General features: G+C 40.7%; 14 protein-coding genes. 8 read left to right on the top strand and 6 right to left on the bottom strand.

What is annotated here, in order from left to right; all coding sequences use genetic code 11:
* Positions 1-14: 14 nt before the first annotated feature.
* Entirely contained in the window at positions 15-191 is a 177-nt protein-coding gene (locus tag ACPZ3T_RS02405) for a hypothetical protein (RefSeq protein ID WP_490273401.1), read from the bottom strand.
* Positions 192-363: 172 nt separating this feature from the next.
* Here ACPZ3T_RS02405 and ACPZ3T_RS02400 point away from each other — a divergent pair, with 172 nt between their 5' ends.
* The 4 genes from ACPZ3T_RS02400 to ACPZ3T_RS02385 all read left to right on the top strand — a co-directional run bounded on the left by ACPZ3T_RS02400 (position 364) and on the right by ACPZ3T_RS02385 (position 2,695).
* Positions 364-852 carry a hypothetical protein gene (locus ACPZ3T_RS02400; RefSeq protein WP_490273400.1) on the top strand — a complete coding sequence of 163 codons (489 nt, stop codon included), beginning with the start codon at positions 364-366 and terminating at the stop codon, positions 850-852.
* A 440-nt stretch (positions 853-1,292) separates the two neighbouring features.
* Complete coding sequence (locus tag ACPZ3T_RS02395) at positions 1,293-1,475, top strand: CsbD family protein (protein WP_490273399.1); 183 nt, start codon at positions 1,293-1,295, stop codon at positions 1,473-1,475.
* Positions 1,476-1,672: 197 nt separating this feature from the next.
* Positions 1,673-2,113, top strand: coding sequence for a hypothetical protein (locus ACPZ3T_RS02390; RefSeq protein WP_490273398.1), 441 nt, complete (start codon positions 1,673-1,675; stop codon positions 2,111-2,113).
* 60 nt (positions 2,114-2,173) lie between these two features.
* On the top strand, positions 2,174-2,695 hold the full coding sequence (locus ACPZ3T_RS02385) for a hypothetical protein (RefSeq protein WP_490273397.1): 522 nt from the start codon (positions 2,174-2,176) through the stop codon (positions 2,693-2,695).
* Positions 2,696-2,832: 137 nt separating this feature from the next.
* Here the strand turns inward: ACPZ3T_RS02385 and rpe are convergent, their stop codons facing one another.
* Positions 2,833-3,540, bottom strand: coding sequence for a ribulose-phosphate 3-epimerase (gene rpe, locus ACPZ3T_RS02380; RefSeq protein ID WP_490273396.1), 708 nt, complete (start codon positions 3,538-3,540; stop codon positions 2,833-2,835).
* 192 nt (positions 3,541-3,732) lie between these two features.
* On the opposite strand from rpe, the gene ACPZ3T_RS02375 reads away from it, so the two are divergent.
* Positions 3,733-5,325: a S8 family serine peptidase gene (locus tag ACPZ3T_RS02375; protein ID WP_490273395.1), complete on the top strand. Its 1,593-nt coding sequence runs from the start codon at positions 3,733-3,735 to the stop codon at positions 5,323-5,325.
* A gap of 415 nt (positions 5,326-5,740) precedes the next feature.
* Complete coding sequence (locus ACPZ3T_RS02370) at positions 5,741-7,069, top strand: serpin family protein (protein WP_490273394.1); 1,329 nt, start codon at positions 5,741-5,743, stop codon at positions 7,067-7,069.
* Between the two features lie 32 nt (positions 7,070-7,101).
* Here the strand turns inward: ACPZ3T_RS02370 and ACPZ3T_RS02365 are convergent, their stop codons facing one another.
* The 3 genes from ACPZ3T_RS02365 to ACPZ3T_RS02355 all read right to left on the bottom strand — a co-directional run bounded on the left by ACPZ3T_RS02365 (position 7,102) and on the right by ACPZ3T_RS02355 (position 8,883).
* Positions 7,102-7,338 (bottom strand): Uma2 family endonuclease, encoded by a 237-nt coding sequence (locus ACPZ3T_RS02365; RefSeq protein ID WP_490273393.1) that lies wholly within the window; start codon positions 7,336-7,338, stop codon positions 7,102-7,104.
* A complete protein-coding gene (locus tag ACPZ3T_RS02360; RefSeq protein ID WP_490273392.1) occupies positions 7,295-7,654 on the bottom strand; it encodes a Uma2 family endonuclease in 360 nt (119 codons plus the stop codon). The genes ACPZ3T_RS02365 and ACPZ3T_RS02360 overlap by 44 nt, the downstream gene beginning before the upstream one ends.
* An 86-nt stretch (positions 7,655-7,740) precedes the next feature.
* A complete protein-coding gene (locus ACPZ3T_RS02355; RefSeq protein WP_490273391.1) occupies positions 7,741-8,883 on the bottom strand; it encodes an AI-2E family transporter in 1,143 nt (380 codons plus the stop codon).
* 111 nt (positions 8,884-8,994) lie between these two features.
* Here ACPZ3T_RS02355 and ACPZ3T_RS02350 point away from each other — a divergent pair, with 111 nt between their 5' ends.
* Complete coding sequence (locus tag ACPZ3T_RS02350; RefSeq protein ID WP_490273390.1) at positions 8,995-9,435, top strand: hypothetical protein; 441 nt, start codon at positions 8,995-8,997, stop codon at positions 9,433-9,435.
* Between the two features lie 410 nt (positions 9,436-9,845).
* Positions 9,846-11,252 carry an LCP family protein gene (locus ACPZ3T_RS02345; RefSeq protein WP_490273389.1) on the top strand — a complete coding sequence of 469 codons (1,407 nt, stop codon included), beginning with the start codon at positions 9,846-9,848 and terminating at the stop codon, positions 11,250-11,252.
* Positions 11,253-11,588: 336 nt separating this feature from the next.
* Here ACPZ3T_RS02345 and ACPZ3T_RS02340 read toward each other — a convergent pair whose 3' ends face one another.
* Complete coding sequence (locus ACPZ3T_RS02340; RefSeq protein WP_490273388.1) at positions 11,589-12,461, bottom strand: 6-carboxytetrahydropterin synthase; 873 nt, start codon at positions 12,459-12,461, stop codon at positions 11,589-11,591.
* Between the last annotated feature and the right edge of the window lie 272 nt (positions 12,462-12,733).

Here is a 12,733-nt window from a genome sequence, read left to right as displayed (position 1 = left end):
GTTAGGGATGGGATCTAGAGGTGTAGAGGTGTAGGGGTGTAGGGGTGTAGGGGTGTAGGGGTATAGGGGTGTAGGGGTGTAGGGGTGTAGGGGTGTAAGGGTATAGGGGTGTAGGGGAAACAAGGGTTATTCTTGTCCCTATGCTGGTATTTTGCTTTGAGTTCAATCCCCAATCCCCAATCCCCTTTCAATTCAGCAATCTTATTTTACAAAAGTTCGCAGTTTAAATTTACTTATGTATCAGTTTTGAAGATACTTATATCTATGCAACGTTATTTAGGGTTAAACTCTGTTCTATAGGAAATATTTTAAGCTTTCCTTAAATATTGTAAAGTCAAGTTAAGCAACCAGAGGTGTCTAGTTATGACCATCAGCAGTAATGGCAAAACGGTCAGCCCTCGGCAAAGACGTGCCAAACTTAAAGGAGAAACAACAGTGGAAGTTGAAAATAACCAAGGTCATAGCTTAAATCAAGAACCCGTCGAAAAAGGTGATAATTTACCAGTGCAGATAGAAAAATCAAATAAACAAGAAGTGGTAGGAAAGTTAGCAGTTGCAGGAGAACGTCCTATTACTAGTAGCGATTTAGAAGTGTCTCAAACATTTTCTAGTGCCGGTTCGCGTCCAATTGGTGTTAGTCATTTGCAAGTTGTGGAAACAATGAATGTGATGGGTGTTCGTCCCATTGCCGCTAATACAATTCAAGTTGTTGACAGTATTAACTTGTCAGGTATTCGTCCTATTTCTTCTAGTGCGCTAGTTATTTCTAGTAACTATTCTGTTATGGGTAATCGTCCAGTTGCTTCCAACAATATTGATGATTCTGAGAATCTAATGGGTTTTCTAGATTAGAACAGCGAAAAATCTACTTTAATAAATCCATGATTCACCCAGTTGCTTAATCACAGTAGCTGGGTTTTGATTTATGTTTATATTAATGATTTTAGTATCCCTAATATATAGTTTGAGATAGATTTTAACATCAATCTCCAAATAATTAAACGCAGATGCACGCAGATAGACGCAGATAAATTAGGACTTGAGTAGGCTATCTATGATAGTTTATATCTGCAAAAAATTGGTGGGTAGAAATCCCACACGAAAATAGGTGGTTACTTTAAATTGTCAATTTTGAATTACTCTTATATCTTTGTGCATAGGTCAATAATATACCCTGTGGGGGAAGTTAGGGAAAAATTATAAAGTTAAATTGTACAGTGTGATAGTCAAATTAAGTTCAAAGCTTAATTGATTGTTTTACAACATATTTTTTATCAATTTAGGAGTGCAAAATGAGTTTAGAGGAAAGAGCAAAAGCTACAGCTAAAAATATTGAAGGTAAAGCCCAAGAAGCACTAGGAAATGTAACTGGCGATCCTCAAGATCAAGCAGAAGGAAAAGCCAAGCAAGCTGAAAGTCAAGTGCGTCATGGTGTTGAAGATGCCAAAGATAACTTGAAAAAAAAGCTTGATTAGTTCTAATTGTCTTTAGTTAGTTAAAGAATTGTCAGTGTGGAGATATGTATATCGTATCTCTACATTCCTAAATTTATTAAGAAGATATAATTTATTGAGAAAAACATTGATTAATTAACATTGGTTTTTAATTTTTCTAAATCGATATTTAATTCAATTTTATATATTTAAAAATATTTTAATGAGGAGGAAAAAATATGATTCTGCTACAGCAGAGTCGCAAAATTTTGGCGACTTGTGTTTTGGTTTTCCTGTTAATGCTGACTACTGCTTGCGGTGGTGGAACAGTAACGCAAAGTGACCGTGTTACCTCACCACCAGCAATTGGTAGAGACGTAACTTATTCCCAATTAGAAAGAGGTAATACCCCCGTAGGGCAAAGTTTTGGTAATTGGGTTGTACAAACATCTAGAGGTTTAATTCAAGATGCTTATGTACGAGATAACAACAAACTAGGGGTTGTGATTTCTCCTCAAGTACGTCCTAATGAGGTGAAACCTTTAGCGAAGTCTTTAGCCAAAGGTTTTCGGAATAATTTTCCAGACCGAGATTTAACTGTGCTAATTTACGGCCCTGATAAAAAGCTAATTGTAACCGCGAAATACGATACTGCAACGAATCAGATTCAGTATACCTAATAGAGTTTGTATTCAATATTCAATGGCTACAAACTTCTAAACTAGAAGGAGATGAGAAAAGTGACCAGTAGTGAAGAATACAGAAGGCAAATCATGAGGGATTTGGCTGGAGGAAATATTGAATCTCTAGATGATGTAAGTAGTGACGTTGGGACTCAATACGAAACCTTCGATGATTTTGCTCAACGGACAACACCAGATCAACGTCGTAATTTATTCAATCGTTCCTTACAACCAGAACGGATTCCCCCAAGTCAATTAGAACCCGATTTACAAAAAGCGATCGCGCAAATCAAACCGAATGAACGCGATGATGTTGCACGTGCCTTTTTTAAACATTTGAAGCAAAGGGGTTTAGACGAACGTCACCTAGAACAGCAATTAGGCCTTTCGACACACCACGCCAGCCGCATGAATGCTGATGATGTCAGTCGGCTTGCATCTTTCGCCTATCACAACCACCCTGATATTTTCCGGGAAGTGTTAGCTGAACAGCCAGGAATTATCAAATTCCTCAGCAATCCCGTAGTTGCAGGAATTATCGGTATAGCAGCAGCTAAGTGGTTGAGTAGCCGCAAATAATATCCAAGTTCGTAGTAAGGACTTTAGTCATTCTTTTAGGACTAAAGTCCTTACTACAAACCTCTAAAAAAATTAGGGTAGGAAATTTCCCACCCTAATTTTTTATTATTTTTAGTTAATACTAATTAGCGACGGAATTAAACCTTTGCTAATTCTGGTGTAGGACGTTTGCTGTTACGAATATTGGTAATTGCTTCAGCGTAATCCTTAGCATTGAATACAGCAGAACCAGCTACAATTGCATTTGCTCCCGCTTCTAAAACTTGCCAAGTATTATTAGCTTTTAGTCCACCATCTACTTCAATCCAAGGATCTAAACCGCGCTCATCACACATTTGACGCAGCTTGCGGATTTTGGGTACAACTTCAGGAATAAAACTTTGACCACCAAAACCCGGGTTAACGCTCATAATTAAGATTAAGTCGCACAGTTCTAGAACATATTCAATTAGTTCTAAAGGAGTACCAGGGTTGAGTACGACTCCAGCTTGCTTACCGAGTTCTTTGATTTGTCCGAGGGTGCGGTGCAGGTGGGGAGAAGCGTTATGCTCACAATGTACAGAAATAATATCTGCACCTGCTTTAGCGAAACCTTCTACATACTTCTCTGGTTCAACAATCATCAAGTGAACATCGAGAGGTTTTTTGGTAACTGGACGAATCGCCTCCACTACCAGAGGGCCTATCGTAATATTAGGTACGAAACGACCGTCCATTACATCAACGTGAATCCAATCCGCTCCAGCTGCATCTACAGCGCGAATTTCGTCACCTAAACGACTAAAATCTGCTGATAGGATAGATGGAGCGATAACAATGGGTTTTTCAGATCGGTTTTGGGTCATGGCTAGTGGGTTTTTAAGCGTTCTCGTCTGTAAGCATTGTAACAAAATACTGTAACAAAATATTGAGAATTTTGGAATTAGGGACTGGGGAATGGGGACTGGGGACTGGGGAATGGGGTTGGAAGGTAGAATAGACAATGCCCTATGCCCTATGCCCTAAACTTAATGAATAATAACTATTAACTATTGACTATGAATAAAAAACTAATTTGGATATTCTGCGGCTTTGGTGCTTCTTGTGTCAGTTTCCCGGTTTTAGCTTTAACTTTAAAAAGTTCTTTGGGAATTGATGGTATAGATGTTTTGAAGTTACATCAACCTCCTTATAATTTGCTGGGTAGAAAAATTGCGATTGGTCAGGTGGAAATTGGTCGTCCTGGGATGTTTGGCTGGGATAAGGCAGTATCTAAAAACCGTGCTGTGTCTTTGGCGGGGGTTTTTTCACGCAATACTCCAGCTAAATCTAATAATGGTGTTGACCCCCATGCTTATAATGTGGCTGGTGTGATGGTGAGTAGAGATAAAGGTTTTCCTGGGGTTGCTCCCCAAGCTAGACTTTATTCTACGGCTGTAGGTTCTACAAAAAATACGGGTCAACCAGAGGAGTGTTTATCAGCGCAACACATAGCTTTGCAAAATGGCGGTGATGTTCGTGCCATTAATTTTAGTTTTGGCGAACCTCTCAACCGCGACCCCCGACCGGATGCTATTTTAGATGGTAATGCTTTATTGACGTTGTGTGTTGACTGGTCTAGCCGTGTTCACGATGTTTTGTATGCGATCGCGGGCAATCAGGGCAAGGGTGGTATTCCTATCCCTACAGACAATTTTAACGGATTAAATGTGGCTTTTTCATCCCGGCGCGATGGGATTTTTAATAAAGTCGATGTTTCTAACCTAGCGGGGTTAAATCAAGGTGTAAGTGGACGGTTGGCTGGTAAGGAATTTAATTTGGATGGGCGACGCGCTATAGGTATAGTTGCACCAGGTAGTAATATTCCGGTACTCAATCCCGATAATAAATTAAATAAAGTCACGGGTACAAGTTTCGCTGCACCTCATGTTACAGCGAGTGTAGCTTTACTCCAAGAACTTGGTGACAAACAGTTACGCCGTAAACAACCCAATTGGAGTGTTGATAGTCGCCGCCATCAAGTGATGAAAGCTGTATTACTCAACTCTGCTGAGAAAATTCAAGATCAGGGTAACGGTTTACTGTTGGGGATGACACGAACCCTCATTGATAAACAAAACCAAAATTGGTTAGCTTCCGATGCTTATCAAAATCCAAAAGTGCCTTTAGATGCTCAAATGGGAACAGGACATTTAAATACTTTTCGTGCCTATCAGCAATTTAGTGCTGGACAATGGCAAGCCACCGCAGCTATCCCGGCTATTGGTTGGGATTATGGGCAAGTTGATAGTGGTAAATATGCTGAATATACCTTAGCCAAGCCCTTAAAGCCAGGAAGTTTTGTAGCGATTACTTTAACTTGGGATCGTTTAGTAGAAATCAGAGATACCAACAAAAACCAAATGTATGATGTTGGGGAAAAATTTAGCGATCGCGGTTTAAATAATTTAGACTTATATTTAGTCAAAGCTGATACCAAAAATCCCGATCCTGGGGTAATTTGTGCTTCAATTAGTGACATTGATAGTGTAGAACACATTTTTTGTCCTGTGCCTGCTACTGGTAACTACAAAATTCGTGTACAGTTCCGTCGGCAAGTCAACGAACCAACTCAAGCCTATGGTTTAGCATGGTGGACTGTTGCCAATTAATCAGTTAATACCAATTCTCTATGAAGTTGCGCCAAATAAGTCATGTAGAGACGTTGCATGCAACGTCTCTACAGTACAGAATAAAGTGAATCTTCATCAAGAAACAGTATAAGTAGGTTGACGTTAAAAATTGTCGTTGGGATAAGGCAGGGGGCAGGAGGCAGGGGGCAGGAGGCAGGGGGCAGGGGGAAAAAGGGTTTTAGCCTTGTTTACTTTCTGATCAGTTTTTTAATCTACTAGTAAATTTACTCACAGCTTTTGCTGTATTCATGGAAATTTGCCGCAAAATCACCGTTACCAAAACTGTAACCGCCAAGTATTTACATTGTTGTTCATGGAAAATTAGATAGTGAACACAGCATTAACGTCAATATTTGGTAGACAGGTCAAAAATTTGGAGACATGAGGTAGTAAGATGATTCGGCAAAAGTTCAGTGGTGTGAAAGAAAGCTTCCTACAAAGACGTTACGCTGTGAGCTTAGGAAGACGTTATGTTCTAGCCGCAGCTAGCGTGGTTCTGTTTGGGGTTTTAGGTTGTTCCCAGGTAAATGATAGTACAAGTGCGCTAGCCCAATCTGATTTATCTCCAACGGCTTCATCAGTGCAAAAAAAAACAGTAATTCCCGATACAAAAATCATCTCTGCTAACAATAAATTTGGCTTCAAACTATTTAGGGAAATCTGGCAACAAGAAAGTAACACTCAGAACATTTTTGTTTCGCCTACCAGTATAGCGATCGCTTTATCCATGACCTACAATGGTGCTAGCGGCTCTACTCAACAAGCAATGGCTAAGACTCTGGAGTTACAGGGTATCAATCTATCAGAACTTAACGCTGCTTACGCTTCACTTCATCAGCTGCTCAAAAATCCTGATCAAAATGTACAATTGCAGATTGCTAACTCCTTATGGGCAAATGAAAATGCTAACCTGCGTCCAGATTTTATTCAGAACGCTAAAAACTTCTATCAAGCCAAAGTCACAACTTTAGACTTTCAAGATGCTGCCACTGCCAATACTATTAACAAATGGGTAAAAGACAATACCAATGGCAAAATTGACAGCATTGTCAACAAAGTAGAACCGAATCAAATGCTGTTTTTGCTGAACGCCATATATTTCAAAGGACAATGGAGTGAAAAATTTGATGCCAGTCAAACTAAACCCCTGCCCTTTTATCTCTCATCAACTCAGCAAAAACAACACCCAATGATGTCCCAAAAGGGTGATTATAAATACTACGAAACTGAACAATTTCAGGCTGTGAGTCTGCCTTATGGTCAGGATGGTAAAGTGAGTTTATACATCTTTTTACCCAAGCAGAACTCTAACCTCAAAGCCTTTGCAGAAAACCTCAATGCCGAAAACTGGGAAAAATGGATGTCTCAATTTAGTCAGCGTCAAGGATCGATTAAGTTACCTCGGTTTCAGACAAAATATGAGATTTCCCTCAAGGATGCACTCACAGCTTTAGGCATGGGAGAGGCGTTTACTCAACAAGCCAACTTTGCTGCTATGGGAGAAAATCTGGCCATTAGCCAAGTCAGACATAAAACTTTTGTAGAAGTTAATGAAGAAGGTACAGAAGCGAGTGCAGCTACTTCTGTAGGGGTAGTTACTACCTCCTTGAGAGAACCACAACCACCATTCTCCATGATTGTTGATCGTCCTTTCTTCACCGCCATTCGGGACAACCAGACAGGTAGTATCTTATTGATGGGTGCAATAAATGACCCAGCCTGATAATTGATGTAGGCTGGGAGTTGGAAATAATGCTACTTTTTAGCTGCCAAAACTTGTTCAACAGTCAAATTCAACTGTGGAAAAGTAGCAGAGATGATGAGTTCTTGTCCTCGGAATGCCATTGCATCATAAAACCCTTCTACTAGGGTGCATACTGTGGCTATCTCTTGAATTGGGTCAACAATCCAGTATTCAGGAATTTCCAGAACGGCATATTCAGAACGCTTACTGCGGTAGTCTGTTGTTTGTGTAGATTCGCTGACGTTCAATTACAGCTTCTCGATGAGCCAGTGCTTCCCATTGCTCTGTGATTAATACTACTACGTCCGGCACTCGTGAAGTGTCCCAGCGTCCCCCCCGTGGTGAACGCACATCCACAGCAAACTTTTGTGCTGTCCAATTTTTACCCATTTTGGCACATTCGTCATCAAAGCTACGTTCTAAAAACTTGGCGATGCTACCGTGTTTACCAGTGCCAAGACTGATAGGGACTAATTCTCCGTCTACCAATTCAAATTGGGTATCTGTGCCATCGTTATAGTTGAGATACTCAGCAAAAGTTAATTTTTTTGTGGTAGCAGTCATAGCGATCGCCATCCTTATCGCTCACTGAATACGCTTATTTTACGGCAATTACCGTCCTCAGTCCCCCACACCCCCACCCCTAAATATCACGGTAAAGTCGGCTGTTCCGCAACGTTGAGGGGATTTTTGGTTTCTGATGTCTGAGGAGGGGTTTCATCTACTTGAGTATTTAAACTAGGCAGACGTACAGCACTCAAAGCCGTCTTAATCACTACAGCCGTAGGAACAGCGACAATTACACCTAAAAGTCCACCGATTCTAGCTCCTGTCAATACAGAAATTAATACCCACACCGGATTTAACCCGGTAAAACTGCCTAAAATCCGAGGAGCGATTAAGTTTTCTAGAATTTGCTGTACAATGACGGCGGCGATTAAAACTTTGACTCCCATTGAGAAATCTTGCAGTGCCACTAAGGAAGTTGTGAGGGCAATTCCCACAGAACCACCAAAGGGTACAAGTGCCATAATGCCAATTGTCAAGCCAAATAATAGACCAAACGGCACTTTCAGCCACAAAAAGCTAGGAATCAAAGCAGAAGCCATACAGGTAGATAGGATCAGCTGGGTAATAAAGAAATTCTGAAAACTCAGGCGTACTGTCTGGGAAAAAGGCTCACGAAATCTTTGGGGTAGCCAGTCTACTAAACTTTCCCAGAGTTCGTCACCATGCTGTAACAGATAGAAGGTTAACACCATCGTCAACAGAAAATCTAGTAGACTGGTGAAGGTGACGACAGCTAAATTTAAGACTTGTCCAGCGATCGCTTGTAATTCCCCTTTAACGCGATCGTTGATTTGTACTAACAAAGCATCTAGGTTAATCGGTAAACCCATCGCTTCGCCTTTTTCATTCAAAATCATCAACTGCGATCGCCCAGAATCAATTAACTCTGGAATCCGCGCTACTAGCTGTTGTGCTTGGGTAAGAGCCAAGGGAATCAAAGTTACACCCAAAGCCAAAAGTATTGATAAAGCCAATAAAAATACTAAAACAGCTACTTGCTGTCGTTTTGCACCGTGATACTCCATCCAGCTAACGGGATAGTTGAGCAGAAATGCTAAAACTGAAGCTCCCACTAAAATAACTATGAGGGAGTGGAAATAATCAAAAATAGCGGCAAATGCCCAACCATTGAGAACTAATAAGGGTGCGAACAGAGCGATCGCCCCAATTCTCGCTATTGGTGTTAGTGTGTGCCACCAGTCAAATAGCTTGCGTGTCTGCATCTTAAACCGATTGCGGGATAGAACTCAATACAAGTCTTAATCTATAGCTTATTATCGCTAACTACATCACTGTCATTCATCTCTCTAGTTTAGGATTTGACAAAACATCGTATGAAAAATTCGGAATCAAGTGATCATTCTCTGTATCAAGAGAGTAAAGACTGGAAAATTGGGCGTGAAGAAGATGTCACGCCATCACTAACCTATAAACAAGAGGAAAAAAATGCTAAAACACAGTTGATTTTATATTTAATCCCCGTGATAGGTTTTTTTCCCTCCCTATGGACGGTTTATCGTCGCCAAGGTAATCAGGAACAACTAGCTATTAGTCGTCTGTCTATTACTCTGGCATTAATCTGGCTGTTGGGCTATGTCTTATTAGCCAGTGGGGCAGCAACTGCGGATTTTTTAGCACTGCGGCTGTTAATTCTCAATACTTTCTGTACATCTGGTTATTTTTTGGTGAGTCTGTGGGTGATGTTGAGAATTATGCAAGGTAAATCTCACCGCTTACCAGGTTTAAGTAAGTTAGCGCAAAAATTATTAGACTAGGCCAGAGGTGACAGTGGAGCAGGAGGGAGGGGAAATACACAAAAATATCATCTCCATCGATGGGATAATTTATTTTTTGTAAGTCTCTAACCTCAGTACAAACACTCGAAATTCAAAATCCTAGACTATATAAATAGTATCTTATACTCAATCTTCAATCCCCAATCCCTAATCACCAAAAAATTTCCTCTCCACATCTAGTCAAATTGACTAAATTGTTGTCATACTGCAAGAAAACAAGGAGAGATTTGCCACAACTAACAAAAAATCCTGCTATAAGTGTTGTGGTTGACACTGATTTATACAACAGCATGGTTTATTAGAAGTTAGCTATTATGGGTTGATTTATCTGCATTAATTGTTAGTTGGCAAATATACATAAATTTCATCAGTTAAGTGTGAGGCAGTCTGTGACTAGTCAAAGAACTTCGAGAGAAGGCAACCAATCAGCAAACGCCCCTAATTCCAGGGGAAAAAATGCCAAATCTGGGCGTTGGCTATGGTTTTGGGTGGGGATGAGTGGTATTGCTATGGTATCCGCCACAGCCGGCGCATTGTTGGCAGTGTCTTTAAGTGGCACACCGTTACAGCAAGCAGAACTCAGTCCCCAAGAAGAAGCTGTCTTTGATGGCGATCGCATTGCGGGTAGTGGGTTACGCTTCTCAGAATTAACTCGTCCCGTGAATCTGCTCGTGATGGGAATGAGTGTACTACCGCCAGATGTCCAGAATGCTCCTGCTGAAACTAAAAATCTCCGCTATTTACCCCAAGTCAATTCCTTTGATGGCCTGGCAGATGTGATGCTTTTGGTGCAATTTGAACCAGAAAAGAAAAAAATCGCCATGTTATCTATTCCCAGAGATACCCGCACCGAAATCGAGGGATATGGGATGAGAAAAATTAATGCTGCCAATGTGGAGGGAGGCCCAGCGTTAACGGCTAAAACCGTGAGTAATGTCTTGGGGGGTACAGGTATTGATCGCTACATCCGCATTAATGTTTTAGGCGTGGGTAAACTGATCGATGCTTTGGGTGGAGTTACCGTTTATGTCCCCAAAGACATGAAATATCGAGATGATTCCCAACATTTATATATTAACTTAAAAGCAGGTAAGCAACATCTCAACGGTGATCAAGCATTACAATTACTACGCTTTCGCCATGATGAACTCGGAGATATTGGCCGCATTCAACGCCAGCAAATGGTAATTAGGGCATTAATTGACCAGAGTCTTAACCCAGCTACATTAACTCAGCTACCAAAAATTCTCAACGTGGTCAAAGATAATATTGACACTAACTTAACAGTTGAGGAATTAGTAGCATTATTAGGCTTTGGAGTCCGCACCAATCGGGCGAATATGCAAATGTTTATGCTCCCTGGTAGATTTAGCGAAAATGGCGAGTATGATGCTAGCTATTGGATACCGAATAAAAAAGGTATCGCTAAACTGATGTCACAGCAATTTGGTTTAGAATCATTGGCAGAATACCAAATGAGTGAGCCAGGAAGGGTAAGGATAGCAATTCAAGATAGCACAGGCAGCGATCGCTCTCAACTGCGTCCTTTGATTGCCAGCTTAGAAAAAGCTGGATATCGTAATATTTACATATATAGACCTTGGTCAGAACCCCTAGAGGTGACTAACATTATCGCTCAACAAGGAGATGGTGATAGTGCTGAATTAGTCCGCAATACTTTAGGTTTTGGTGAAGTCAAGGTACAAAGTACAGGTAGTCTTGATTCCGATATCAGTATCCAGTTAGGTAGAGATTGGTTGCAAAAGAAAGACTTATTAGATAGTAGTACTTTTTAAAGCAGTTATCAGTCCTGACGGCGTATGCTGTGGTATTTCCCGTGGGTGATTTTACCCAACACCCAACCCCCAACAGGGTGAGCAAAAAAAGGTGTGGGGAGTGTGGGGAGTATGGAGGGTAATTTTTTGGATACTTAGCTAGAAATCCCACACAAGATTTTGTTCACCCCCCCAACACTGAAACAGAGAGACGCAAAATTATGCGTCTCCCAAAATTTTATAGAAAAAAGCTAGGTAATCTAAGTCATTCGCTTATATCCCCCCTTTTGAAAACGGGGGCTTTACGCATCACGATTCGTAAATCCCATTAGTCATTACTTATTACTTATTACTCATTTAGATTCTGGCTAACACGGGTTGGTTTTGTACTGCGCTCACAGCATTTGATTCTGTATCTGTGCAGTAAATTTCGCAGGAGTTATTGGGGCTTTCAATCAGTTTGACTTTGTGGAGCTTTGCACCTAAATTTTGAATGGGCGATCGCAGTAAATTACTAATATACAAAGCGATATTTTCAGCCGTCGGTACAACCTCAGCAAAGTAAGGAATATCTTTGTTTAAAAAGGTGTGGTCAAATGGTTCTACTACATAATCTTCAATCGCCTGATTCAACGCACCTAAATCAACAATCATTCCAGTACGCTGATCAATTTCACCTTTAACGGTGACTTCTAAATGATAATTGTGTCCGTGTCCGTGGGGACGGGCGCATTTACCATAAATTTCATGATTATCTTGATCGGTAAGATGAGGACTTGCTAGCCGATGAGCTGCACTAAAGTGAGTGCTGATAGTGAGGTAAGCTTCCATTCCGTTTCCTATATAATCTGCCCAAAGTTCAGGATGTTCAAATAACTGTATGCGGACTATTGGTAAGTGGGGTGCTAGTCGCTGCCATATCACCCGTGCAATATTCTCTGTCGTAGGCAAAGTTTGCTGAAATTCTGCCCAGACATCATTCAAATAAGAAAAGTCCAATTGGCTGGTAACTTCACTTTTAATTACGTGTTTCACGTCTGACAAGTTCAGCACCATGCCATATTCATCGAGTTCTCCAGCCATAGAGACAAATAAGACATAGTTGTGTCCGTGTCCTGGAAATTTCGAGCAAGCCCCAAATTTCTCCAGATTCTCGGCTGGACTCAATTCCGGCAACCAATAGCGATGACTGGCCGAAAACTGAGCGCGGCGATTTACGATACATTGCATGAGTACACTGGGAGCAGAATTTAAAATTTCTTAATCTTTCTCTATATTCCAGCATAAACTAAATTTATACTCATTAGTCATTAGTAATTAGTCATATTGACTATTGACTCTAGACTATGAACAGGTGCGATCGCTACACAAGGTTTAGGAGATGCAGCAATAGCTTATTTTCTACCAGTACAAAACCCAGGGAAAGGCAGCATTGAGCCTTAGCTTCTGCCCTACTAGAATTATGGAAAGAGTCTAATAACTTTAAACTTGGTATTGCTCGT

This window comes from Aliinostoc maniaoense, assembly GCF_058172895.1.
Note: the sequence above shows the minus strand (reverse complement) of the source record. Positions and strands in the feature narration are given on the sequence as shown.

Bases quoted from the DNA above. Each gene is read 5' to 3' on its own strand.
- ACPZ3T_RS02355 (WP_490273391.1), bottom strand. From the start codon at position 8,883: ATGCAGACACGCAAGCTATTTGACTGGTGGCACACACTAACACCAATA.
- ACPZ3T_RS02375 (WP_490273395.1), top strand. From the start codon at position 3,733: ATGAATAAAAAACTAATTTGGATATTCTGCGGCTTTGGTGCTTCTTGT.
- ACPZ3T_RS02350 (WP_490273390.1), top strand. From the start codon at position 8,995: ATGAAAAATTCGGAATCAAGTGATCATTCTCTGTATCAAGAGAGTAAA.
- ACPZ3T_RS02340 (WP_490273388.1), bottom strand. From the start codon at position 12,461: ATGCAATGTATCGTAAATCGCCGCGCTCAGTTTTCGGCCAGTCATCGC.
- ACPZ3T_RS02370 (WP_490273394.1), top strand. From the start codon at position 5,741: ATGATTCGGCAAAAGTTCAGTGGTGTGAAAGAAAGCTTCCTACAAAGA.
- ACPZ3T_RS02400 (WP_490273400.1), top strand. From the start codon at position 364: ATGACCATCAGCAGTAATGGCAAAACGGTCAGCCCTCGGCAAAGACGT.
- ACPZ3T_RS02390 (WP_490273398.1), top strand. From the start codon at position 1,673: ATGATTCTGCTACAGCAGAGTCGCAAAATTTTGGCGACTTGTGTTTTG.
- ACPZ3T_RS02360 (WP_490273392.1), bottom strand. From the start codon at position 7,654: ATGACTGCTACCACAAAAAAATTAACTTTTGCTGAGTATCTCAACTAT.
- ACPZ3T_RS02395 (WP_490273399.1), top strand. From the start codon at position 1,293: ATGAGTTTAGAGGAAAGAGCAAAAGCTACAGCTAAAAATATTGAAGGT.
- rpe (WP_490273396.1), bottom strand. From the start codon at position 3,540: ATGACCCAAAACCGATCTGAAAAACCCATTGTTATCGCTCCATCTATC.